At 71.1% G+C, this 23,102-nt stretch carries 24 protein-coding genes and 1 pseudogene; 12 read left to right on the forward strand and 13 right to left on the reverse strand.

Going from position 1 to position 23,102, the window contains the following annotated elements:
• Positions 1-175: 175 nt before the first annotated feature.
• Complete coding sequence (locus AB0D18_RS09220) at positions 176-895, forward strand: Sir2 family NAD-dependent protein deacetylase (RefSeq protein WP_362414563.1); 720 nt, start codon at positions 176-178, stop codon at positions 893-895.
• Here AB0D18_RS09220 and AB0D18_RS09225 read toward each other — a convergent pair.
• The 4 genes from AB0D18_RS09225 to AB0D18_RS09240 form a co-directional block, all read right to left on the reverse strand.
• Positions 892-1,398 (reverse strand): methylated-DNA--[protein]-cysteine S-methyltransferase, encoded by a 507-nt coding sequence (locus tag AB0D18_RS09225; protein ID WP_362414564.1) that lies wholly within the window; start codon positions 1,396-1,398, stop codon positions 892-894. The genes AB0D18_RS09220 and AB0D18_RS09225 overlap by 4 nt on opposite strands.
• Positions 1,399-1,415: 17 nt before the next feature.
• Entirely contained in the window at positions 1,416-2,882 is a 1,467-nt protein-coding gene (locus AB0D18_RS09230; protein WP_362414566.1) for an AlkA N-terminal domain-containing protein, read from the reverse strand.
• Positions 2,883-2,994: 112 nt separating this feature from the next.
• Positions 2,995-3,546: an O-acetyl-ADP-ribose deacetylase gene (locus AB0D18_RS09235; protein ID WP_362414568.1), complete on the reverse strand. Its 552-nt coding sequence runs from the start codon at positions 3,544-3,546 to the stop codon at positions 2,995-2,997.
• Between the two features lie 332 nt (positions 3,547-3,878).
• Positions 3,879-4,979: a lipoate--protein ligase family protein gene (locus AB0D18_RS09240; RefSeq protein ID WP_362414570.1), complete on the reverse strand. Its 1,101-nt coding sequence runs from the start codon at positions 4,977-4,979 to the stop codon at positions 3,879-3,881.
• 178 nt (positions 4,980-5,157) lie between these two features.
• On the opposite strand from AB0D18_RS09240, the gene AB0D18_RS09245 reads away from it, so the two are divergent.
• Complete coding sequence (locus AB0D18_RS09245; protein WP_362414572.1) at positions 5,158-5,973, forward strand: inositol monophosphatase family protein; 816 nt, start codon at positions 5,158-5,160, stop codon at positions 5,971-5,973.
• A gap of 673 nt (positions 5,974-6,646) precedes the next feature.
• Here AB0D18_RS09245 and AB0D18_RS09250 read toward each other — a convergent pair.
• Positions 6,647-7,438, reverse strand: a complete 792-nt coding sequence (locus tag AB0D18_RS09250; RefSeq protein ID WP_362414733.1) for a nucleotidyltransferase domain-containing protein — start codon at positions 7,436-7,438, stop codon at positions 6,647-6,649.
• Positions 7,439-7,590: 152 nt separating this feature from the next.
• On the opposite strand from AB0D18_RS09250, the gene AB0D18_RS09255 reads away from it, so the two are divergent.
• Together AB0D18_RS09255 and AB0D18_RS09260 are read left to right on the forward strand one after the other, a co-directional pair.
• Entirely contained in the window at positions 7,591-9,012 is a 1,422-nt protein-coding gene (locus AB0D18_RS09255) for an NAD(P)/FAD-dependent oxidoreductase (protein WP_362414574.1), read from the forward strand.
• A gap of 303 nt (positions 9,013-9,315) precedes the next feature.
• A complete protein-coding gene (locus tag AB0D18_RS09260) occupies positions 9,316-9,900 on the forward strand; it encodes an SRPBCC family protein (RefSeq protein WP_362414576.1) in 585 nt (194 codons plus the stop codon).
• Here AB0D18_RS09260 and AB0D18_RS09265 read toward each other — a convergent pair.
• Positions 9,854-10,183, reverse strand: a pseudogene (locus AB0D18_RS09265) (helix-turn-helix transcriptional regulator); the annotation flags it as partial. The gene AB0D18_RS09260 and the pseudogene AB0D18_RS09265 overlap by 47 nt on opposite strands.
• Before the next feature lie 164 nt (positions 10,184-10,347).
• On the opposite strand from AB0D18_RS09265, the gene AB0D18_RS09270 reads away from it, so the two are divergent.
• A complete protein-coding gene (locus AB0D18_RS09270; protein ID WP_362414578.1) occupies positions 10,348-10,530 on the forward strand; it encodes a hypothetical protein in 183 nt (60 codons plus the stop codon).
• 103 nt (positions 10,531-10,633) lie between these two features.
• Here AB0D18_RS09270 and AB0D18_RS09275 read toward each other — a convergent pair whose 3' ends face one another.
• Positions 10,634-11,641, reverse strand: coding sequence for a TIGR03842 family LLM class F420-dependent oxidoreductase (locus tag AB0D18_RS09275; protein WP_362414735.1), 1,008 nt, complete (start codon positions 11,639-11,641; stop codon positions 10,634-10,636).
• 526 nt (positions 11,642-12,167) lie between these two features.
• On the opposite strand from AB0D18_RS09275, the gene AB0D18_RS09280 reads away from it, so the two are divergent.
• Positions 12,168-12,494 carry a plasmid stabilization protein gene (locus AB0D18_RS09280; protein ID WP_362414580.1) on the forward strand — a complete coding sequence of 109 codons (327 nt, stop codon included), beginning with the start codon at positions 12,168-12,170 and terminating at the stop codon, positions 12,492-12,494.
• Between the two features lie 126 nt (positions 12,495-12,620).
• Positions 12,621-13,415 (forward strand): VOC family protein, encoded by a 795-nt coding sequence (locus AB0D18_RS09285; protein ID WP_362414582.1) that lies wholly within the window; start codon positions 12,621-12,623, stop codon positions 13,413-13,415.
• 78 nt (positions 13,416-13,493) lie between these two features.
• On the opposite strand, the gene AB0D18_RS09290 is transcribed toward AB0D18_RS09285, so the two are convergent.
• Positions 13,494-14,579 carry a glutamate--cysteine ligase gene (locus AB0D18_RS09290; RefSeq protein WP_362414584.1) on the reverse strand — a complete coding sequence of 362 codons (1,086 nt, stop codon included), beginning with the start codon at positions 14,577-14,579 and terminating at the stop codon, positions 13,494-13,496.
• A gap of 119 nt (positions 14,580-14,698) precedes the next feature.
• Between AB0D18_RS09290 and AB0D18_RS09295 the strand changes: the two genes are divergently transcribed.
• From AB0D18_RS09295 to AB0D18_RS09305, 3 genes are read left to right on the forward strand one after another with little or no spacing between them, the layout of a single operon-like run.
• A complete protein-coding gene (locus AB0D18_RS09295; RefSeq protein WP_362414586.1) occupies positions 14,699-14,878 on the forward strand; it encodes a hypothetical protein in 180 nt (59 codons plus the stop codon).
• Entirely contained in the window at positions 14,875-15,843 is a 969-nt protein-coding gene (locus AB0D18_RS09300) for a GlxA family transcriptional regulator (protein WP_362414588.1), read from the forward strand. Before AB0D18_RS09295 ends, AB0D18_RS09300 begins: the two co-directional genes overlap by 4 nt.
• A 33-nt stretch (positions 15,844-15,876) precedes the next feature.
• Complete coding sequence (locus AB0D18_RS09305; protein ID WP_362414590.1) at positions 15,877-16,518, forward strand: DJ-1/PfpI family protein; 642 nt, start codon at positions 15,877-15,879, stop codon at positions 16,516-16,518.
• On the opposite strand, the gene AB0D18_RS09310 is transcribed toward AB0D18_RS09305, so the two are convergent.
• From AB0D18_RS09310 to AB0D18_RS09320, 3 genes are all read right to left on the reverse strand, one after another.
• Positions 16,515-16,682 (reverse strand): CDGSH iron-sulfur domain-containing protein, encoded by a 168-nt coding sequence (locus AB0D18_RS09310; protein ID WP_362414737.1) that lies wholly within the window; start codon positions 16,680-16,682, stop codon positions 16,515-16,517. The genes AB0D18_RS09305 and AB0D18_RS09310 overlap by 4 nt on opposite strands.
• A 133-nt stretch (positions 16,683-16,815) precedes the next feature.
• Positions 16,816-17,514 (reverse strand): HemK2/MTQ2 family protein methyltransferase, encoded by a 699-nt coding sequence (locus tag AB0D18_RS09315; protein WP_362414592.1) that lies wholly within the window; start codon positions 17,512-17,514, stop codon positions 16,816-16,818.
• On the reverse strand, positions 17,511-18,524 hold the full coding sequence (locus AB0D18_RS09320) for an iron-containing redox enzyme family protein (RefSeq protein ID WP_362414594.1): 1,014 nt from the start codon (positions 18,522-18,524) through the stop codon (positions 17,511-17,513). Before AB0D18_RS09320 ends, AB0D18_RS09315 begins: the two co-directional genes overlap by 4 nt.
• Before the next feature lie 385 nt (positions 18,525-18,909).
• Between AB0D18_RS09320 and AB0D18_RS09325 the strand changes: the two genes are divergently transcribed.
• A complete protein-coding gene (locus AB0D18_RS09325; RefSeq protein WP_362414596.1) occupies positions 18,910-19,584 on the forward strand; it encodes an HAD family hydrolase in 675 nt (224 codons plus the stop codon).
• Positions 19,585-19,658: 74 nt separating this feature from the next.
• On the opposite strand, the gene AB0D18_RS09330 is transcribed toward AB0D18_RS09325, so the two are convergent.
• Positions 19,659-20,540, reverse strand: a complete 882-nt coding sequence (locus AB0D18_RS09330) for a SigB/SigF/SigG family RNA polymerase sigma factor (RefSeq protein WP_362414598.1) — start codon at positions 20,538-20,540, stop codon at positions 19,659-19,661.
• Positions 20,541-20,740: 200 nt separating this feature from the next.
• Here AB0D18_RS09330 and AB0D18_RS09335 point away from each other — a divergent pair, with 200 nt between their 5' ends.
• Positions 20,741-21,697, forward strand: coding sequence for a hypothetical protein (locus AB0D18_RS09335; protein WP_362414600.1), 957 nt, complete (start codon positions 20,741-20,743; stop codon positions 21,695-21,697).
• Positions 21,698-21,700: 3 nt separating this feature from the next.
• Here the strand turns inward: AB0D18_RS09335 and hydA are convergent, their stop codons facing one another.
• Positions 21,701-23,095, reverse strand: coding sequence for a dihydropyrimidinase (gene hydA / locus AB0D18_RS09340; protein ID WP_362414602.1), 1,395 nt, complete (start codon positions 23,093-23,095; stop codon positions 21,701-21,703).
• Positions 23,096-23,102 lie beyond the last annotated feature (7 nt).

Consider the following 23,102-nt stretch of genomic DNA (forward strand, 5'->3'; position numbering starts at 1 on the left):
AGGTATTCCGTCGCTGGACGGTCCGAACGTCGCTCGCCGTGCTGGGTCCCCTCGTCCTGTTCCTCGTCGTACGAGGAGCGGTACGCGGCTACTGCTCTTCGGACGGGACTCGCAGCGCGCGGGTCGCGCGTAATTGACGTCGCGCAGCCCGTGCCCCGCTGCGTAATCTCCGCCCATGACTCTTGTCGCGATCCTCAGCGGTGCCGGTGTCTCGACCGATTCCGGCATCCCCGACTACCGGGGCCCGAACGGGCTGTGGCGGCGCGATCCCGAGGCCGAGAAGCTCGTCACGTACAGCTACTACATGGCCGATCCGGAGATCCGCCGCAGGTCGTGGCTGATGCGCCGCGAGCGGACGACGCTGAACGCCGTGCCCAATGCCGCGCACCGTGCGGTCGCCGAGCTGGACCGGCGGAACGGTTTCGCGGTCCGGGTGATCACGCAGAACGTGGACGGTCTGCACCAGTTGGGCGGCATGCCGGACCGCAAGGTGCTCGAACTGCACGGTACGGCGCGGGCGGTGGTCTGCACCCGCTGCAAGGTCCGCTCCTCGATGGACGAGGCCCTCGCCCGGGTGGACGCGGGCGAGGCGGACCCGCCGTGTCTGGCGTGCGGCGGGATCCTGAAGTCGGCGACGGTGATGTTCGGGGAGTCGCTGGATCCGACGGTGCTGGGCGCGGCGCTGGCCGTAACCAAGGCGTGCGAGGTGTTCGTGGCAGTCGGGACGAGCCTCGCGGTGCAGCCCGCCGCGTCGCTCGCCCCTCTGGCCGCCGAACACGGGGCGCGGCTCGTGATCGTCAATGCGGAGCCGACGCCGTACGACGAGCTGGCGGACGAGGTGGTGCGGGAGCCGATCGGGACGGCGCTGCCCGCGCTGCTGGCGGGACTGGCCTAGAAGAGCAGCCCCTCCTGCTCCGACTCTCCCCGCTCCAGGGCGAGCAGGTGCTGCTTGCGTTCCAGGCCGCCGCCGTAGCCGGTGAGGCTGCCGCCGGAGCCGATGACGCGGTGGCAGGGGACGACGATGCTGATCGGGTTCTTGCCGTTGGCGAGTCCGACGGCGCGGGAAGCTCCCGGCTTGCCGAGGGCCTTGGCGAGTTCTCCGTACGAGCGGGTCTCACCGTACGGAATCTTGCGGAGTTCGGCCCAGACGGTGCGCTGGAACGGCGTGCCCTCCAGGTGGATGGGGAGGGTGAATTCCTTCAACTCGCCCTCGAAGTAGGCGTTCAGCTGCTCGATCACCTCGGGGAAGGGCTCCGGGTCCCGTTCGCCGAAGGTCTCCTCCGGCGGCTGGTGTCGGTGGTTGACCATGTAGACGGCACTGAGTACACCGTCGGTGGCGACGAGGGTCAGCGGCCCGAATGTGCTGTCCATGAGGGTGTGTTGCTTGAGCGCGGTCATGGCCTGTCTCAACTCCGTTACTTCGGGAGGTGGTTGATGGGGTGGGAGTCGGTCGCCCACAGGTACTGCACGGCGTAGGCCCGCCAGGGCCGCCATGCGGCGGCGCGTGCGGTGAGCGCGGCCGGGGTGTGCGGCAGCCCCAACTCCTGTGCGGCGCGCCGGATTCCGAGGTCGGACGGGAGGAACGCGTCGGGGTCTCCGAGGGCGCGCATCGCGATGACCTCGGTGGTCCAGGGGCCGAACCCCGGCAGTTCGAGGAGCTGTGCGCGGGCCAGGTCCCAGTCGCTGTCGACGTCGAGGGTGAGGGAGCCGTCGGCGAGGGCGGCGACGAGGGTGGTGAGCGTGGCGCGGCGGCTGCGCGGCAGGGCGAGGGACTCGGGGTCGAGGCCGGCGAGTGCCTCGGGGGTCGGGAAGAGGTGGGTGAGCCCGCCGTCCGGGTCGTCCACCGGCACACCGTGCGCGGTGACGAGCCGGGCCGCGTGCGTACGGGCAGCCGCCGTCGACACCTGCTGGCCGAGTACCGCCCGTACGGCGAACTCGGCGGCGTCGGTGGTGCGCGGCACCCGCCGCCCCGGTGCCCGCGCCACCAGCGGGGCGAGCAGGGGGTCGGCGCTCAGCCGCTCGTCGACGGCGACCGGGTCGGCGTCCAGGTCGAGCAGCCAGCGGCAGCGGCTGATGGCGTGGGTGAGGTCGCGCAGGTCGGTGAGGGAGAGCCGGCAGGCGATGTGGTCGAGGCGCGGCGAGAGCGCCACGATGCCGTGTCCGTACGGGAGTTGGAGCGTGCGGCGGTAGGCGCCTGCACGCCACTCCTCGACCCCGGGGACGGCGGTCGCGGCGAGGTGGCCGAAGAGGTTGTCGGGGTTGAGCGGGGCGCGGAACGGCAGCCGCAGGCTGATCACCCCGGGGGGCTGCACCTCCCCCTTGCGGCCCCGGGCCCGCAGCTCCCCGGGCGCCAGCCCGAAGACCTCCCGCACGGTCTCGTTGAAGGTGCGTACGGACGAGAACCCCGCAGCGAAGGCGATGTCCGCCATCGGCAGCGGTGTCGTCTCGATGAGCAGCCGTGCGGTCTGGGCGCGCTGGGCGCGGGCCAGGGCGAGCGGCCCCGCCCCCAGTTCGGCGCGCAGCTGCCGCTCGACCTGCCGGGCCGAGTATCCGAGCCTGGCCGCCAGCCCCGGCACGCCTTCCCGGTCGACGACGCCGTCCCGGATGAGACGCATGGCGCGGGCGACGGAGTCTGCGCGGGCGTTCCACTCGGGAGAGCCGGGGCTGGTGTCCGGGCGGCACCGCTTGCAGGCCCGGAACCCGGCCTGCTGGCAGGCGGCGGCGCTCGGATAGAACGTCATGTTCTGCGGCTTGGGCGGGACGACCGGGCAGCTGGGCCGGCAGTAGATCCGAGTGGTGGTGACGGCGGTGAACACCCAGCCGTCGAAGCGCGCGTCCTTGGACTGCACAGCGCGTACGCAACGCTCGGTGTCGGCGTACATGGCACGTGTGTCCTTTACGCCCTGCGTGCTCTGCGTGGCCTGCGCTGCCGGAGTGGGTGACATGCCCCCAGCATCGGGCACTCGCCCCCGCTCGGCTGGCGGAAATCCGACATCAACCTGCTGTGACCAGTGCCTGCTCGAAGTGCGCGTAGGCGGCGTCGTCGAACAGCACGAACCGCACATCGAGGAGCGGAGCCTGCGCCGCTTCCCGTACGGTACGGACCGCCACCCGCGCGCCGTCGGCCAGCGGCCACCGGTAGACGCCGGTGGAGATGGCAGGAAAGGCAATACTTGTGGCCCCCAACTCCCGTGCCAGACGCATGGATTCGCGATAACAGGAAGCAAGCAACTCGGACTGCGCACGCTCCGCCTCACCCGTGAGCCCCGGCTGATGAACGGGCCCGACGGTGTGCACGACGTACTGCGCCTGCAGCTTCCCGGCGGTGGTGGCTACGGCCCGGCCGGTCGGCAGCCCGCGCCCGTAGTGCGAGGCCCGCAGCTTGCGACAGTCGGCGAGGATACTGCCGCCACCGCGACGGTGAATGGCGCCGTCGACACCGCCGCCACCGAGGAGGCTGGAATTGGCGGCGTTGACGATGACGTCGACCTGTTGGTCGGTGATGTCGCCACGGACGAGGGTGATCAGTGGGGCGGAGGTAGCCATGGAGGCATCCTGCCGGGTGCGGTGAATCTGCCGCACGGCATTTCACTGAGCGTGTCCGGCACATTCCCCTCAGCCCACTCCCAGGTCGCACGGGCATCTTCAGCCCGTCCGGCGTTTGAGGACGCGCGGACGCAGTCCGTGCACGGGGCGCAGCCCCGGACCGTAGCCCCCACCGGCGCCAGCCGTACCGTCCCAGCCCTGCGGCCAGCAGTTTCGGGAAGGGGCGGGTGGGGGACAGCGCCGCAGGCAACCCGCACCACCCACCGCCCGCAGGCACAGCAACCCGCACCACCACCCCGCCGCCGGGCCGTTCGGCCGCCCCGCCTCCCCGGCTAGGGAACCCGCCCCGTCCACTCCCCCCTCCCGAACTTCCCCTCCACCAGCTCCCGCGCCCGCCCCATCTCGTCCTCCGACACCGAGCCCTTCTCCAGCCCGTACCGTCCCCGGAACGACTCGATCATCCGCTCGATGACCGCCTCCCGCGCCAGCCCCGTCTGCCGGCGCAGCGGGTCGACCCGCTTCTTCGCGCTCTTCGTGCCCTTGTCGGACAGCTTCTCCTTGCCGATCCGGAGCACCTCCATCATCTTGTCCGCGTCGATGTCGTACGCCATCGTCACGTGGTGCAGGACCGCCCCGCCCGAGTCGCTGACCATGCGCTTCTGGGCGGCGCCCGCGATCTTCCCGGCGTCCGTGGCGATGTCGTTGAGCGGCTGGTACCAGGCCTTGACACCCATGTCGCCAAGGGCGCCCAGCACCCAGTCGTCGAGGTAGGCGTAGCTGTCCGCGAAGGACAGGCCCTGGACGAGGGCGGTCGGCACGGACAGCGAGTACGTGATGGTGTTCCCCGGCTCGATGAACATCGCACCCCCGCCGCTGATCCTGCGCACGACCTCGATCCCGTGCCGGTCCGCGCCCTCCGGGTCGATCTCGTTGCGCAGCGACTGGAAGCTGCCGATGACGACGGCCGGGGCGCCCCACTCCCACACCCGCAGCGTCGGCGGGCGCCGGCCGGCCGCGACCTCGGCGGTGATCACCTCGTCGAGCGCCATATGGAGGGCCGGGGGTTGCGGAGCCTCGTGGATGAGCTGCCAGTCGTAGTCCGTCCAGTCCGTGGCGTGCGCGAGGGCGCGGCGGACCGCGATCGCGATGCCGTCGGCGGTGAGGCCGAACATCACCGTGCCCTCGGGGAGGGCGGCCTCGACGCGGGCGGCCAGACCTGCGGCGTCGGTGTCGGCCGGTGCGCCCTCCAGGGCACGGTTGATGGCGAGGATGGCCTCGTCGGGCTCCAGGAAGAAGTCCCCGGCGACCCGGACGTTGCGCAGGACACCGCCGGTCGTGCCCGCAGCGCCCACCGTGCCGGACTCGACATCGACATCGACATCGAGATCGACGACCACAAGCTTGCCGCCGGGAACCTTGTATTCACCGTGCACCGTGTTCCGCCTCCATCAGGCACCCGCAGGGGTGGTTGTGACCTGCGACAACGCTATCTCGACCCCGGACATTCCTCCCGTTCCCGGCGCTCCAAGGGATCTCCGCCGCGCCCCGCCCGCATTCCGCCCGCATCCCACCCGGAGCGCATTGTCAGTCCCCCGTGCTTTGCTGGACGGCATGATCGATAACTCGCTTGTCACCGCTGTGGAGGAGGCCGTCCGCCGGGCCGCCGCCGCCGAGATCATGCCGCGCTACCAGCAGCTCGCCGCGCACGAGGTGCTGGAGAAGGCCGGCCCGTACGACCTGGTGACGGTCGCGGACCGGGGCGCGGAGGAGCACCTGGCGGCCGCGCTCACCCGGCTGCTGCCCGGCTCGGTGGTGGTCGGCGAGGAAGCGGTCCACGCGGATCCCACGGCGTACGAGGCGATACGGGGCACGGCACCGGTGTGGATCGTCGATCCGGTCGACGGGACACGGCAGTTCGTGCGCGGCGAACCGGAGTTCTGCACGCTGGTGGCGCTGGCGGTGGAAGGCGAGCTGCTGGCCTCGTGGACATACGCCCCGGCGCTGGACGAGATGGCCGTCGCGGTCCGGGGGCGGGGCGCCTTGCTGAACGGCAAGCCGCTGCGGTCGGGGTCCCCCGCGCCCGGCAGCCCGCTCCGGGTGGCGATCTCGCACCCGGACTACACAACTCCGGAGCAGAAGCAGGCACTGCTGCGGCTGTCGGTGGACGGGGTAGAGCCCCGGCCGTGCGGGTCGGCGGGCCTGGAGTATCTGGCGGTGGCCAGGGGCGAGCTGGAGTCGGTGGCGTTCTCCTGGGAGCTGGCCTGGGACCACGCGGCGGGCCTGCTCCTGGTGGAGGAGGCGGGCGGCACGGACCGTACGCGTACGGGCGAGCGCTACCGGATCACGGGCGACAACGCACTGCCGTTCACAGCAGCCAGGGACACGGCAACGGCGGAACGGATACGGGGCCTGCTGGCGCAGGACTGAGCGACGGGCGGACCAGGGCAGCGCAGGGTCGGCCGGGCCGGACCAAGCAGGGTGGCCAGGTGCGGGCCGAACGAGGCCGAACGGGCTCATCCGAACAGAGCCGGGCACGCCAGGGTCAAACGAGCCAGGCGAGCCGGCCGGACAGAGCAAGGCAAGACAGGGCCGGCCGGGGCCAGGTGGGCTCGACCAGGCAGAGCCGAGCGGGGCCGGACAGAGCGAGGCAAGACAGGGCCAGGCGAGGCCAGGTCGACTCGACCAGGCAGAGCCGGGCGGGGCAGGGCCGGGCGAGGCCGACCAGAGCCGGGCACGGCTAAGCAGAACCGGGCGAGGCCGGGCAGAGGGAGGCGCGCGCCAGAGACGGGCGGGGCCAGGCAGAGCGAGGCACTCGCAGGGCCAAGCACAGCCGGGCACGCGCCGAGCCGGGCACGGCCAAGCTGACCGAGGCCAGACCAGGCCAGGCCAGGCAGAACCGGGCGGGACCAAGCAGAGCGAGGCACGCCAGAACCTGGCAGGGCCGGGCAGAGCTAGGCAGAGCCGGGCAACCGGGCGGACTCAGCCAGACCCGGGCGGGCTCAGCCAGAGTCTGGCAGCGCCGGACGGACTCCGCTGTTGCAGGCTCAGCTCTCTGGGTGTGCGGGCGCAGGCTCAGACCTGTGGCTGTGCGGGCGCAGGCTCAGACCTGTGGCTGTGCGGGCGCCATCCGTGCCCGTACCTCGTCCACCAGCGCACCCGCCTCCCGCACCGCGTCCCCGTCCAGCCCGTGCAGCGCCTGTGCCACCCGTTCGGTGAAGTCGTCCGGTGCGCAGGCGACTTGGGCTGCCGCGGCCAGGGCGCCCTTCTCGTTCACGCACCACACCCGACCGTGTGCCAGCATCGTCTGCGCCAGTACGCCGAACGCGCGCGCGAGGCACAGCGCGACATGCAGAGCGTCCCCACCGGCCGCCGATTTGCGGGCGGCCGCGACCGAGAAGTCCGCCTCCCACGCCGCCCCGATCAGCGCGTCGCGCAGGGCGTCCGGATAGTGCTGCGCGGCGGCCCGCAGCGCCGTCAGTCCACCCTGAGTGTCGGCCAGCACCCGGCACAACGCGACCTCGCCCGCGTACGCGGGCGACCAGAATCCCAGCGGGTGTCCGGCCTGCATGCCGACCTCGAAGCGACCCGCCCGGCAGTCCTCCCACACCCCCTCGACGCGGTCGAGGTCGCGCAGGATCCAGTCGACCGCCATACCGTCGACCGACAGCCACGCCCCGCCGTTCACCCACGGCCCCCAGCCCCCGGGCCCGGCCACCTCCACCGGTGTTCCGGTGAACTCCGCTGCGAGGGCGGCGAGTCGGGCAACGTCCGGCTCACCCCGGTAGTACACCCCCACATCCCAGTCGGAGTCCGGGCGGTGCGTGCCCCGGGCGCGGCTGCCGCCGAGGGCCACGGCGTGCACGCCTGGGACGGCGGCAAGGCGTTCGGCCATGGTGGCAATAGTGGAGTCGAAGGCGGTGCCGACGGAGGTGTCGACGGAGGTGCCGGTGGTGCTTTTCATGGCGTGGAACGTACCCCCGCCAGGGCTGTCGGTGCACAGGAATACCCTGGGGCTCTGAAGTGACGTGGCGTGAGGAGTCCAAGGTGTCGCCGATGCTTGATGCAGTCGTCGTGGGGGCGGGGCCCAACGGACTGACCGCAGCCGTCGAGCTGGCCCGCCGCGGCTTCTCGGTGGAGGTCTTCGAGGCGAAGGACACCGTCGGCGGCGGGGCCCGCACCGAGGAGCTGACCCTGCCCGGCTTCCGGCACGACCCGTGCTCGGCGGTGCACCCGCTGGGCGTCGGCTCGCCGGTGTTCAAGACGATGCCGCTGGAGCGGTACGGGCTGGAGTGGCTGCATCCGGAGCTGCCGATGGCCCACCCGTGGGACGACGGTACGGCGGCCGTGCTGTCCCGGTCGGTCGCGGAGACGGCCGCGTCGTTCGGTACGCGTGACGCGGGTGCGTACCGCCGGCTGGTCGCCCCGTACCTCGGAAGGTGGGACACGCTCTCCCGCGACTTCATGTCGCTGCCGCTGACCGCGCTGCCGCGCCACCCGGTGACGCTCGGCAGGTTCGGTCTCGCCGGGCTGCCGCCGTCGACGTGGCTGATGCAGCGCTTCCGCGACGAGAAGGCGAAGGCGCTGATCGCGGGCCTCGTGGCGCACGTCATCGCGCCGCTGAGCGGGTTCGCGACCGGTGCGGTCGGCCTGATGTTCGCGCTGGCTGCGCACGAGAACGGCTGGCCGGCGCCGCGCGGCGGCTCGCAGGCCATCCCGGACGCGCTCACCGCGTACCTGCGCGACCTGGGCGGAGTCGTCCACACCGGTTACGAGGTGAAGCGCCTCGACGACCTGCCGCCCGCCCGCGCGTACATCTTCGACACCTCGCCGACCGCGCTCGCCCGGATCGCCCGGCTGGGCAACGCGTACGAGAACTACCGTTACGGCGCCAGCGTCTTCAAGATCGACTACGCGCTGGACGGCCCGGTCCCGTGGACCGCCGAGGAGGCCCGTCGGGCCGGAACGGTGCAGGTCGGTGCCACGAAGGGGGAGATCGGCAAGGCCCTGCGGCAGGCCTCGGGCGGCACCGCCCCCGAGACTCCCTTCCTGATCACGGCGCAGCCGAGCGTGACCGACCCCTCCCGCGCCCCGGAGGGTAAGCACGTGTTCTGGGCGTACGGACATGTGCCGCACGCCTGGCAGGGCGACCTGACGGACGCGGTCGAGCGGCAGATCGAGCGGTTCGCACCGGGTTTCCGCGACCGCGTGCTGGCCCGTGCGACGGCGGGCCCGCCGGAGCTGGCCGCGCACAACGCGAACTACGTGGGCGGCGACATCGCCTGCGGCGCGTTCTCCGGCCTCCAGGTGCTGCTCCGCCCGAAGCTGTCGCTGTTTCCGTACGGGACGAAGCACCCGGCGGTGTTCCTGTGCTCGTCGGCGACGCCGCCGGGGCCCGGGGTGCACGGGATGTCGGGGCACAACGCGGCGAAGGCGGTGTGGCGGAAGCTGCGGGCGTCGGAGCGTTAGGGCCTGTCCGGCGGATCAGGCCGCATGGGAGTGACCTTGCCCTTTCACTACCGCTGAGGGGGGCATGGTGCGTGCAGCTGCAAGGCGGAGGATTGAGGCGACGCGGAGCGTCGTCGATTGACGACAACGCAGAGGGGGTCCCCCCTGGTCCTTAAGACCTTGGGGGCGTGCGTGCCAGGGCACGCGACCGCGGCAAGATCCGCCGGACAGGCCCTAGGGGGAAGGGGCGGCAGGGGCCGCGCCCCTTCACCCCCTCTCCCGCCTCGCCTCGCCGATCCTCCCCGGTCCCCAGAGAATGGCCGCATGGATTCCACGGCCCCGGACACAAACACGCCCGCGAACACGGACACGAGCGCACGCACAGGCGCAGGCGCAGACACGGACGACGCGAGCCCCGACCTGGACCGCACCACCGCCTTCGACTACACCGCGTACATCCGGTCCACCCCCGACCGGATCTGGGAGGCCCTGACCGACCCCGCGTCCACCAGCCGCTACTGGGGCCTGACCTTCGCGTCGGACTGGCAGGTCGGGTCGACGGTGATCTGGCAGGGAATGGGCCTCGGCGACGCCGACCCGGAGCAGGTGGTGCTCGCCGCCGAGCCGGGCCGCCGGCTCTCCTACACCTGGCACACCTTCACCCCGGCCTTCGCCGAGACCGTCGGCATGGACGAGGACCTGCACGCCCAGCTGGCCGCCGAGTCGCGGTCGAAGGTGACGTACGAGATCGAGCCGACCGGACCGAACCTGACCCGGCTGACCGTCGTCCACGACGGCTTCGACAGGGGCAGCCTCACCCTCGCCATGATCCGCGACGGCTGGCCGCCGCTCATCTCCAGCCTCAAGACGCTCCTGGAGACGGGCGAACCGCTGCCAAACCCCGAGTAGCCCCGGACCCGCCCCGGACCGACCCGGTCCCGCCCCTGCCCCGATCCCTGGCGCCCAGTTTGACCATCGCCCGGCTCACGTGCGTCTTCGCCGTCAGCGGGCTGATCACCATGTGGGCGGCGATCTCCTCGTTCGTGAGCCCGCGCGCGACCAGTGCGGTGACCTGCCGCTCCCGCCGGGTCAGGCTCTCGAAGCCGGGCGCGGTGTGCCGGTCCGGCGGGCGCGACACGAACTCCGTGATCAGCCGCCGGGTCACGGACGGCGAAAGCAGCGCGTCGCCCCTCTCGGCCGCGCCCTGCGCCCCGCCGGGCGCCTGGCCTTCGTGTGCCCGCCCGACAGGCCCTACGGCGAGGAGGCCAAGACCCTGGGGCTGCTCGCCCCGATACTGGACGGCGGCGGCCAAAAAGCGTCCCAAAGGCGTCTTTCTACGGCGAGTGGGGGGCCGCGATGAAGTCGCTCTCCGACCCGGTCCGGATCTGCGAGGTACTGACGGGTGCGGGCTTCGAGCGGATCACCGTGACCCCGGTCGCCGATACGACCGTGTGGGGGCGCGACCCCGCCGACGCCGCCGACTTCCTGCTCTCCCGCCCGGCGACGGGCAGGCGCCGCCGTCCGCGCGGGTGGCGCTGACGGAAGCCCTGCGCCCGTACGCACACGAACACGGCGTGGCGCTGCCCGCTTCGATGGGGTGGTCAGCGCCGTCCGCCCGGGGTGAGCGGCCCCACGACGCCCCTCAGGAGGAGGCCGCGAGGGCAGGAATGACCGACGCGCCGTACGCGTCGATGACCTCCTCCCGCGCATCGTGCATGGCGTAGACCGCGAACTGGTCGACCCCCAGCTCCCGCAGCGCCCGCAGCCTCTCGATGTGCGCCTCCACCGGCCCCAGCAGACAGAACCGGTCGACGATGTCGTCCGGCACGAAGTCGGTGTCCGGGTTCCCGGCCCGCCCGTGGTGCGCGTAGTCGTATCCCTGCCTGGCCTCGATGTACGAGGTCAGCGCCGCCGGTACGAAGCCGGAGTCCGTCCCGTACTTCGCCACGAGGTCCGCGACGTGATTGCCGACCATTCCGCCGAACCACCGGCACTGGTCCCGGGCGTGGGCGAGGTCGTCGCCGACGTAGGCCGGTGCGGCGACGCAGATCTTCACCTCCGCCGGATCGCGCCCGGCGGCGGAAGCGGCGTCACGTACCGCCCGGATCATCCACTCCGTCAGGAACGGGTCGGCGAGCTGCAGGATGAACCCGTCCGCCTTCTGCCCGGCGAGCGCGAGCGCCTTGGGCCCGTACGCGCCCATCCACACCGGAAGCCGTCCGTCCGTCACCCACGGCAGCCGCACCGACTGCCCGTCCACCTTCGCCTCCCTGCCCTCGGCCAGGTCACGGATGACCTCGATGGCCTCACCGAGCCGGGCGAGGGTGTTCGGCTTGCGTCCGGCCACCCGCATCGCCGAGTCGCCGCGGCCGATGCCGCAGACGGTGCGGTTGCCGTACATGTCGTTGAGGGTGGCGAAGGTGGAGGCGGTGACCTCCCAGGTCCTGGTCCCGGGATTGGTCACCATCGGCCCGACGATCAGCTGCTCGGTGTGCTCCAGAATCCGGCTGTAGATGACGAACGGCTCCTGCCACAGCACGGCGGAGTCGAAGGTCCAGCCGTAGCGGAATCCATTGCGCTCGGCGCGCCGCATCAGGCCGACGACCTCGGATGCGGGTGGATCGGTCTGCAGGACCAGTCCGAAGTCCATGGGCATGACGGGCGTACCTCCTGGTTCGGGTACTGCACGGTTCGGGTACTGCATGGTTCGGTCTGTGGCCGGCTCGGCCCGTGAACTTCCTTGCTACGAGGACGACTTCGCCGCAGGACAGGGCGGTCTCGCCCCGCCCGGTCACCCTCTCGGGCTTCGGGAGGAAGGACTCTACCCAGCTCCCTTGCCCATCAGTCAGAGGCGGCGGCACCAACATGCCACGGAAAAGGAACCGCCCGGCTGGTCCGGCACGCTCGGCCTGCTGCTCCCGCCCGGGGCGGGTCAGCAGTTGCGGCGCTCCACCGCCTCCTTCGACGGCCACGGCGCCATGCACTCCGTCATCGTTCTGACCAAAGCAAGGGCTGTCGCGCAGCACTTCCGGTATGCGCTGCCGCGACAAATGAGCACGACCCGGCATACGGTCAGAAGGGACAGGTCCAGGCTGCCCGGTGGCATGCGCCCTTCCGTGGGTACACGGGACCTGTCCACAAACTGAGAGAGCGTGCCGGTCCGAAAGGAGTACGCCATGCCGCGAGGTTCGAGTGCGAAGCGTGAGCGTCAGTACGAGCACATCAAAGAGAGTGCCGAGAAGCGCGGCACCTCCACGAGCCGGGCCAAGGAGATCGCTGCCCGCACGGTGAACAAGGAACGGGCCCGCGCCGGGGAGTCCGCGACTGCGAGCAAGACGTCCACCAAGGACAAGAAGTCCGCCCCGCAGCGCGGCGGCGAGCACTCGCACAGCCGGGCGCAGGGGCCGACGAAGGACCAGCTGTACGCGGAGGCCAAGAAGCGCGGAATCGACGGCCGCTCGTCGATGAACAAGGCGGAACTGGCCAAGGCCCTCGGCCGCTGAGCCGCTGAGCCTGACCTCCGCTGCGGCGAAGCTCCGGTTCTCGTCCCTCCCGGCCACGGGCACCGGCCCCCTGCGCCAAGGACCCCAGGTGCGCCAAGGACCCCAGGACTCCAGAACGGTACGGAAATGAACGGCCGCCAAGCAGTCGCGAACGCGAGCGTGACCAGTAGTTCGGTGTTCGGTGCACCCTGTTGGGTCAGCCTCACCACCCATGACGTGGAAGCGACCCAGCGGTTCTACCACGCGGTGCTGGGGTGGGAATGGCGCACCGGCAAGCTGGGCGATCAGTACCGTTTCGCGAGCGTGCGCGGGGTGCCCGTGGCGGGGGTGTCCGCGGTGGGCAGCATGGGGCAGACGGCTGTCGCCTGGACACCGTTCTTCGCCGCGACAAGCGCCGACGAGGCTGTGGCCCGCAGCCAGGAGCGCGGCGGCACCACAGCCGTGGGGCCCCTCTCCTTCCCTCCGGGGCGGGCCGCTCTGCTGGCCGACCGCGACGGTGCCGTCTTCGGCGTGTGGGAGGGCGAGCTGGTGTCCGGCTGGGAGCAATGGCGCCGCGCGGCCCCGGCTTTCGTAGAGCTCCATACCCGCAATGCCTTCGACGCTGCCATCTTCTACGCGGAGGTCCTCGACTGGGCGACCACGACCCCCGGGGGCTGCGAAGTCACCTACGAGGAGGAGAAGGTGGTGCTCCGCAGTCAGGGCGACATCGTGGCCCGCATCCATTCCGGAGCTGTGGGTTCCGCGCCCGACCCCGCGATCAGGCCGCGCTGGCAGATCCATTTCGCCGTCACCGACGTCGAAGCCTGTGTCCAGGCGGCCCGAGCCCACGGCGGAAGCGTCCTGCTGCGCGGGAAGAACTCGCCGGAGGCGGTCCTGAGCGACCCAGACGGGGCACTCTTCGCCGTCGCCGTCAGTACCTGACAGGGCCGGTACCGGACAGGCCTGGTACCGGACAGGGCAATGGTCGCGAACGCCCTGGCCGGCGATGACGATTCGCTCTTACGTGCCCACTCTGAGCGCGTCCACCACCGCTTCAAGCCGTCCGTGGCTGCGCCGGGCGACCCTGCGCTGCCGGGTAGCACCCGTGCCTTGTTCTCGCAGGTCGGCCATCCAGTTCGTCACGGCCGGCAGGTCCCCGGCGGAAGCCAGGTGGGTTTCCACCTGTGCGACCAGGTCACCGGCGAGCTGCCACGCGGGAACGACGGCCGGGTCGGGCCTTTCCACATCCAGCAGGGACCCTGTCATGCCCTCTCGGGCAGCGCGCCACGTCGCTGCCCGCAGTACGGCTTCCGGTACGGGGGGCGCCGCTCGCCCGCCGCGGACACGGTCGAGCGACTCGCTCACCAGTGCTCGCACCAGCAGAGCGAATGCCACAGTGTCCGACACCTCTGGCATCACATCGGCGACCCGCACTTCGACCGTCGGGACGTGCCGGGAAGGGCGTACCTGCCAGTACAGCATCGCGGGGTCCATTGCCGCTCCGCTTGCGACGAGAGCGCGCACGACTCTCTCGTACTCCTCCGCCGAGGAGAAGATCGGTGGCGGCCCTGCTGTTGGCCATCTGCCCCACAACAGGGTGCGCCAGCTCGCGTAGCCCGTATCGGCGCCGTTCCAGAACGGCGAGTTCGACGAGAGAGCCAGCAGCAGGGGCGCCCACACCCGGACGTGGTTGACGACCTGGACGGCTTCCTCGTGGTCTTCGACGCCGATGTGGACATGGCACGCGCCCACGCATTGGTGCCGTGCCAGCGGGCCGAAGCAGCGCTCGATCTGCTGATAGCGGGGCTTGTCCTGGACAGGCGGTGGGCCGGGGTCGCCGAGAATCGGGATTCCACCGGCGATGAGGAAACTTCCCGCGCGCTCCGCTTGCGCGGCAGCTGCCGTACGCAGGCGGGTGATCTCCTTTTCCAGAGCCGCCGCGTCGGCACAGACAGCGCTCACTGTTTCCAGCTGCGCGGGCGAAAATTCGAGTTCCACATGGGCGCTACCGACCAGCTCACGAGTCGCACCCATGACGACGGGGGCGCTCAGCACCGTTTCGCGCGTAGTGCGGTCTGCCAGCAGGAACTCCTCTTCCACACCCATGGTGGGAGGCGTCGGAGCAGAACCGCGGCCGGAAGCCCCGGCCGGTTCCGGCTCAGCACAGTCACCGTGTCCGGGCAAGGGAACGCTCCTTCTGAGAGAAGGCGGAGGCTCCTCTCAGGATGACCGCCGACGCCAGAGGCCGCACCCCGGACCGGGCGGGGGCGGCGACGGCGGCCGGGGCGGCAACGGTGGCGGCGGTGTCCGGGGCGGCGGTGGCTGTGACGGTGGCGGCAGTGGCGGGAATCGTCATATCCGTGTCCTTGCCGCCATTGGCGGATGTGACCACGATGGACGGGTGAGCATCCGACGCATCGTCTTCGCCGTCTTCCCGGATTTCCAGATCCTCGACCTGACCGGACCGCACGAGGTATTCACACAGGCTGGACGTCTCACCGGAGGCATCGTCGTCGACACCGTGGCTGCCGCGCCCGGCCCGGTGCCCTCCAGCGGCGGTCTCGCTGTTTCTCCGACCCTGACGATCGATGAGGATGCGGGGGCGGTGGACACGCTCGTCGCGGTGGGCGGCGGGGGCATCCACCGGGCTTGCGAGGACGGACGCTTCGTCGACTGGTTCGCCCGAACCTCCCGTCGTGCCCGCCGTACCGCTTCGGTGTGCAGCGGCGCCTTCCTGCTGGGCGCCGCCGGGCTCCTCGACGGGCGGCGAGCGGTCACTCACTGGTCTCGCTGCGATCAACTGGCCGAGCGGTATCCGCAGGTCAGGGTCGACCCCGACCCGATCTTCGTCCGCGACGGCGAGGTGTGGACCTCGGCCGGGATCACTGCGGGCATGGACCTGGCGCTGGCCATGACCGAAGCCGACCACGGGCCCGAGATTTCCCGTGCCATCGCCCGCCAGATGGTGATGTTCGTCCAACGTCCCGGAGGGCAGGCGCAATTCAGCGCCCAGCTCGCGGCCCAGCGCCCGCAACGGGCACCGATGCGCGACATCCTCGGATGGATCGCCGACCATCCCGACTGCGACCTCGGCGTACCCGCCCTCGCGGCCCGTGCCGCGATGAGCGAACGGAACTTCGCCCGCGTCTTCCGTGCGGAGACCGGCCGCACCCCCGCCGCCTACGTCGAGAGCGCCCGTATCGAGGCCGCCAGACGGCTCCTGGAGACCACCTCCGCCACGCTGGAATCGGTGGCGCACGCCTGCGGTTTCGGAACCGTCGAGACTCTGCACCGCAGTTTCAAGCGGACGCTCCAGGTCACCCCCGGTGCGTACCGCAAGCACTTCTCCGCGCACACCGCCGCCGCCTGACGACGGCGGCGGCCACTCCCGAAAGGCACGCTCATGCGTATCGTCATCCCGCTCTTCGACGGATTCACCGCGCTCGACGTCGTCGGCCCGTACGAGATCCTCCGCATGCTGCCGGAATCCGACGTCGTCTTCGCCGCCGACACCCCAGGCCCCTGCACGGACGGCGAGGGCCCTCTCCATCTCCTTGCCACGGCCTCCTTCCAGGACGTCGTGGAAGCCGACGTCCTGGTGGTGCCCGGTGGGCCGGGCGCACGGCGCGGCCTCACCGACGAGTCGCTGCTCGACTGGATCCGTGGCATCCACGCCACCACCACGTGGACCACGTCGGTGTGCACCGGTTCACTGCTGCTCGGCGCGGCCGGCCTGCTCGACGGGCTGGAGGCCACCACTCACTGGGGGGCTGCCGACACCCTGGAGTCGTACGGCGCCACGTACACGGCGCGTCGCGTGGTGGAGCAGCCCGGCGGCATTGTCACCGCCGCCGGAGTGTCCTCGGGCATCGACATGGCGCTGCGGCTTGCGGAACTCATCGCGGGGCGGGTGGCCGCCGAGGCGTTCCAGCTGGCCATCGAGTACGACCCCGAGCCGCCCTTTGACTCCGGCTCGTATGCCAAGGCGTCCCAGGAAGCGAAGAACTATCTGGCGGCACGCCCGCGCCGCACGGTCCGGTCCTAGGGTGTGCGCCGCCGGTGGCTGGTGTCGCACCAGGGGTAGCGGCGGCTGCGGCGGCATGTGCACAGTGCCACGCGGAAGCGGTCGGAGCGGACAGTGGTGCCGTCCTCCAGGGTGACTTCCACCGGGCCTTCGACCAGGAAGGGTCCCTCATTCTGGACGGAGATCCGACAGGGCTCGGCCCCGGGGCCACCCGCCTCGCAGGAATCCGGGCCGGCCGCCTCGCAGGAATCCGAGCCTGCCACCGGGCGGGCCACCGAACCGGCCACCGGCCCGGCCGCCCCGGTGTCATCGGACGCGTCACGGTGTTCGTTCGGCACGGATGACCACCAGTTCTTCCTCTGTCTCGTCGTCGCGGATCAGCCCCATGCCCCTCAGGTACTCCCGTCTGCTGCGCAGCACAGGCCCGAAGTCGATGAAGCCGCGCTCCACCGTCGACGCCTTGAGCCCGGCCTCCCTGAGCATGCCCAGGGTGCGGTCCGGGTCGCTGAGACCGGAGTGCACCAGCAGGAGCACGCCACGGGCGCTGAGCAGCGGCGGGGCCTCCCGGCAGATTCGGTCGAGGAGCAGACGGCCGTCGAGCCCGGCGTCCCACGCACGGGCCGGGCCGCGCGGGGGCGCCGCAGGACGGCGTGCGGGGACGTAGGGCGGATTGCTGAGGATCAGGTCGTACGAGCGGTCCGCGGCCGGAGCCGCCAGGTCGCCGCGCAGCACGCGCACCGGGAGCCCGGCGAGGCGGGCGTTCAGCCGGGCGGTGAGCACGGCCCGCCGGGAGACGTCGACGGCGGTGACGCACGCGCCGCGCCGCGCGGCGGCCAGGGCCAGGACACCGGTACCTGTGCAGATGTCCAGGACCTGGGCCCGGGGCGGCAGATCCTCCACGTCCAGCGCCGTGGCGAGAAGGACGGTGTCGGCCTGTGGGGCGTAGACGCCCGGCGGCGAGAGGACGACCGTGCGTGCCCCGCCGGTGAGGTGCCTGAGCGGCCGGAGGTTGCTCATGACGCACGACCGTCCGACGGCCCCAGCGGCACCCGCAAGGAGGTCGTGCCCGCCCGCCAGTGGTCCAGCAGGTGGTCTGCCAGCCGGTCCTCCAGGAAGCCGGTCGCGTCGAGGCCGAACACCACGTCGTCGGCGAGGTGCGGCTCCACCTCCAGCAGACCGCCGACGACTTCACGGCGTACGACCTGTTCGTGTACGGCGTCCGCCACGACGTGCTCGGCGTAGAAGTGCTCGGCTGCGGGCCCGGCGCCCGTACGGGCCATGGCCTGTGCGAGTCGGCGCGAGCCGGGCGACGAGGTGATCTCGACCGCGGCGAAGTGCCCGACCAGGGCGCCACGCAGCCGGCGGTGCAGACCGAACAGCGACATGAGGTTGACGGTGGCGAGGGTCTGCGCGCTCGCGGAGTCCAAGTAACGGCCGTACGCCGTGTCCAGGCCCAGATCGGCCATGAGGTCGGCGAAGAGACGGGCGTGGACCCGGTCCGCACGTCCGCCGCCGTACTCGTCGAACTCCACGGCCGCCATCCCGGCCTTCGCCCTCCCCCACAGCCGGGGCAGCACCCAGGCGTGCGGGTCCGCCTCCTTGAGGTGGTAGAGCGAGCGCTGCGCGGCATACTCGCGCAACTGCCACAACTGCCCCTCGTCGCGCAGGTGGTGGGACACACCGGTGCCGTTCACGGGCTCGACGAGCAGCTCCGCGAGGGCTTCGTCGACACCCCTCGGGCGGGTGGCGTCCGCGCGCAGCGCGGTCAGGAAGCGGTCCTCCAGGAGCCCGCGGAAGGCGAGCAGGACCGGGTCCCACTCGTACGCGTCGTCGACGCCGGTGAAGCCGCGGTAGTGGAGTTCGTAGCAGAGGTACAGGGCGAGTTGCAGGTCGTCGCCGTACGGGTCGGCCTGCCTGACCACTTCGGCGGCGGGCGGCCGAGCGGCCCCACCGAGCACGCTGAGGACGGCCGCGGAGAGGTCGCCCCGCGGCGGGGGGAGCACGGGATGGGAGACATCGAGAGGCATGAAGATCGCTGTACCCCGAGATCGACTTCCGGAACACGGCAGGTGGGGCCGCTCGGGTGAATCCGGGACCTCGCGCCGGACCTTGGTCCACGGTCACCCCAGGGTCAGACGCCGGACCTTGGTCCACGGTCACCCCAGGGTCAGCAGGACGACGGAGCAGGTCCCGGCGACGGAAATATCGCGCCGCCCCCGCAACTGGACCACCATGGATGTCCCGGGCCCGGACCCACCCGGCGGCCGCCGGAACGTCCGGCTGCGGGCCGTGCCCCACGGCGGCCGGCTCCGCGACCGTCCGAAGTTCCGCATGCATGAACGTCCGCCGCCCGGGGACCCGGTCCAGCACGGCCGTCGCGAGTACGGCCGGTACGGCGAGGAGCACACACACATGGCACGCGCGGCACTCTTCGACGTCGACGGAACCCTCGTCGACACCAACCACCTTCACGTCGTCACCTGGTGGGAGGCGCTGCGGCAGGCCGGGCACCATGTGCCGACCACCGCGATCCACCGGGCGATCGGGCTCGGCTCGGACGACCTCCTGGTCCATCTGCTGGGCGAGAAGAAGGGCCGGCGGGCGGCGGAAGCCGGGGAGGTGAGTGCGGCACACAGCACGCTGTACGGGGAGTACCGCGAGCGGCTCACCGCCTTCGAAGGCGCAGGCGACCTGCTGCGCGCCCTGGATTCACGCGGCTGGCGGATCGTACTGGTCACCTCCGCGTCCGACGAGGAGCTCGGCGCACTGCGGCGGGCCATCGGCGCCGACGAAGTCATCCGGGACGTCGCGAGCGCCGACGACGTGAGCGAGGGCAAGCCCGCACCCGATCCGGTCGAGCACGCGCTGGAACTGGTCGGGGCCGACGCCGGGCAATCCGTGTTCGTCGGGGACAGCGTGTGGGACATGAAGGCGGCGGTACGGGCGGGGGTGCGGGCGGTCGCCCTGCTGTCGGGCGGCATCCCGCGCGCGGACCTGGAGGAGGCGGGCGCCGGGACGGTCCACACCGACCCGGCCGCCCTGCTGGCCTCGCTCAACCGGGACGGCGGCCCCTTCGCGGAAAACTGATTCGCGGAAGACTGACATGAGGGCCGACCCGACACGGCCCGTACCGGACGGCGGGCACACCGCCGAAGCGGTGTTCAGGCGGAGGTGAGCATCCCGGCCCGGAGGGTGGTCAGAATGCGGGTGAGCAGGCGGGACACCTGCATCTGGGAAATGCCCAGCACCTCGCCGATCTCGGACTGGGTGAGTTCCTGACCGAAGCGCATGGAGAGAATGTGGCGGTCCCGGTCGCTCAGTGCGGCAAGCAGCGGGGACAGGGTGTGGAGGTCCTCGAAGAGCTCCATGCCGGGGTCGCAGGCACCGAAGAAGTCCGCGTAGGAAACCGGGGATTGGGAGCTGTTGTGGCCGCCGGTCTCGGCCGGCAGGTCCAACGAGCCCGCGGTGTAGCCATTGGAAGCGACCAGGCCGTCGGTGACCTCGGCTTCCGTCAGCTCCAGGAGTTCGGCAAGCTCGGCGACGGTGGGATCGCGGTCCAGGACCGTGGCGAGCTGTTCCTTGGCCTTGGCCAGCTCCGTACGCAATTCCTGGAGTCGGCGCGGGACGTGGACGGCCCAGGTGGTGTCGCGGAAGAACCGCTTGATCTCACCGGTGATGTAAGGGATGGCGAAGGAGGTGAACTCGACCTCGCGGGACAGGTCGAACCGGTCGATCGCCTTGATCAGCCCGATCGTGCCGACCTGGATGATGTCCTCCATGTCGCCGCTGCCCCGGTTGCGGAAGCGGCGGGCGGCGAACCTCACCAGCGAGAGGTTCATCTCGATGAGGGTGTTGCGCGCGTAGCTGTACTCGTGCGTGCCCTCCTCCAACTCCTGGAGCCGGTCGAGGAACAGCCTGGAGAGCTCACGGGCGTTCTTCGGGGCGACCGCCGCGGGCTCGGCGATCCGAGGCAGCCGTACGTCCGCGAGCTCTGCCCCCGAACCTGAGCGCTCCGTCACTGTCTTGGCCGCAACTGCCGTCATCACGTGTCCTCCGCTCGGCTCGTCCAGGTCTTCTTCAGCGAGCCTTGCCAAGGAAAAGGCGTTCATGCCCCTGCCGGGAAGTGGTTGATGTCTCACGCGGCCGGAACTCGCCGCCACCGCACGGAGGTCCGTCGTCCGCTGCCGGCCAACTGCGGCTGATGCTTGCACGGGTGAGGGTGGGGACGGGGAAGGGAACCGGCATGCACATGGGGAGCGGGGTGGGGGCGACGGGCTTCCTGTCCGGTGCCCGGACTCGGATGCTGACCGGACCTGACCGGCTGGTGCCGACCTGCGAGGCCGGCATCTGGCGGGACGAGCGGCGGGGTCTGCTGGTGGTCGCGGACGGCGGGCTCGCGATGGACCTCTTCACCGGCCCCCGGTGGAGCCGCGCGGCTGCGGTCCACGGCCCTGGGACGTACCCGAACGGAGGTTCCGCACTGTTCACCGGCCTGGATCCGCCGCGCCACATACGTCTGCGCGGGCCGGTCGCCCGAGCCTTCACCCCGCGTGCGGTACAGCAGTTCCAGCCGGCCGTCGTACGGCGTGCCGAAGATCTGGCTTCCGCACTGCACACCACCGGCCGGACGGCCGATCTCCTCTGGTCGTTCTGCTGTCCGTTCGCCTTCGGTGTCCACTGCGACTTCCTCGGCATACCCGACTGCGCAGGACTGCGCACGCCCGACCCTGCACCAGGTGTGGTGGGCCTCAGCCCTCTTGGCCGGATTCCCCTGCTGCGCGTGTTCGCCGATCTCCGCGCGGCCCAGCGCCGCGGCCGGCACAGCGATGCCGAAGCCCTCGATGTGGCACAGCCGCTGAGGGGCGACGGCATCTGGCTCGCGGCCGCGCAGATCACCCGGACGGTCGCCAGTCTGCTCGTACGTCACGGAGAGCTTCCGCCGGGCCGGGCCGGCAGGCCACCGTGGCCATCGGCCTGGCCCACCGCACTTCCGCCGTACGGGGCCGGGCCGCCACCTCTTCCGGTGCGGAGGGCAGCGACCGGGACCTCACCTTCGGCCACGGCCCGCACTACTGCCTGGGCGCCTCCTTGCTCACGCTCGAACTGCACACCGCTCTCACGGTATTGGCCGCGACCCTGCTTCGACCGCGAGGCGCCCCAGCAGATTTGCGTCTTCTGTCCGGCCCGCAGCCTTGCCTAGGGCTCAGCCGAGGTACTGCGAGGTGGACCTGGCGAGGTACGTGCCATGCCCCGCCCGCCCCTTGAACTCGCCCTGTTCGATGACCACTTCGCCCCGCGACAGCACGGTCTCCACCCGCCCGGTGACGCGCCGTCCCTCGTACACCGAGTAGTCGACCTCCATGTGGTGCGTGGCCGCGGAGATGATCTGTTCGGCGGCCGGGTCGTAGACGACGATGTCGGCGTCCGCGCCCGGCGCGATGGTGCCCTTCTGCCCGTACAGGCCGAACATCCGGGCCGGCGTCGCGCACGCGATCTCGATCCAGCGGCGGCGCGTGATGTGGCCGTCGACGACGGCCTGGTGGAGGAGGTCCATGCGGTTCTCCACGCCCGGCAGCCCGTTGGGAATCTTCGAGAAGTCCCCGCGGCCCAACTCCTTCTGCCCCGAGAAGCAGAACGGGCAGTGATCGGTGGACACCACCTGGAGGTCGTTCGTACGCAGACCCCGCCACAGCGCGGCCTGATGCTCCTTGGGACGCAACGGAGTCGAGCACACGTACTTCGCACCCTCGAAGTCCGGCTCGGCGAGATTGTCGGTGGACAGGAACAGGTACTGCGGACAGGTCTCGCCGAAGACCGGCAGCCCCTTGTCGCGGGCCGACACGATCTCCGCAAGCGCCTCCTGCGCCGACACGTGAACCACATACACCGGCGCCCCGGCCACCTGCGCCAGCTTGATGACGCGGTGCGTGGCCTCCGCCTCCAGCAAGGCCTTGCGGACCTCACCGTGGTAGCGGGGGTCGGTCTCCCCGCGCGCCAGGGCCTGTTCGACGAGGACGTCGATGGCGAGGCCGTTCTCGGCGTGCATCATGATCAGCCCGCCGTTGGAGGCGGCTCTCTGCATCGCACGCAGGATCTGGCCGTCGTCGCTGAAGAACACACCCGGGTAGGCGGTGAACAACTTGAACGAGGTGATCCCGGCGGCGACAAGGCCGTCCATCTCCTTCAGCGACGACTCGTTCACGTCGGAGAGGATCATGTGGAAGCCGTAGTCGATCGCACACTTCCCGTCGGCCTTCGCGTGCCACGCGTCCAGGCCCTCGCGCAGACTGCGGCCCGGCGACTGGATCGCGAAGTCGATGATCGTCGTGGTGCCGCCCCACGCCGCCGCCCGCGTTCCGGACTCGAAGGAGTCGGAGGCGAACGTGCCGCCGAAGGGCATCTCCATGTGGGTGTGGGCGTCGACGCCGCCCGGAATCACGTACTTGCCGGTCGCATCGATCGTGCGGTCCGCAGTCCAGCGCTGCGTGCCAGGGGTGGCCAGCGCTACCACCCGGCTGTTCTCGATCAGGACGTCGGCGTGGACCTCCTCAGCGGCGGTGATCACGAGACCGCCAGTGATCTGAGTACGGGTCATCACGGTGCTC

It is taken from the genome of Streptomyces sp. NPDC048442, from assembly GCF_040651475.1.
Lineage (GTDB): Bacteria > Actinomycetota > Actinomycetes > Streptomycetales > Streptomycetaceae > Streptomyces.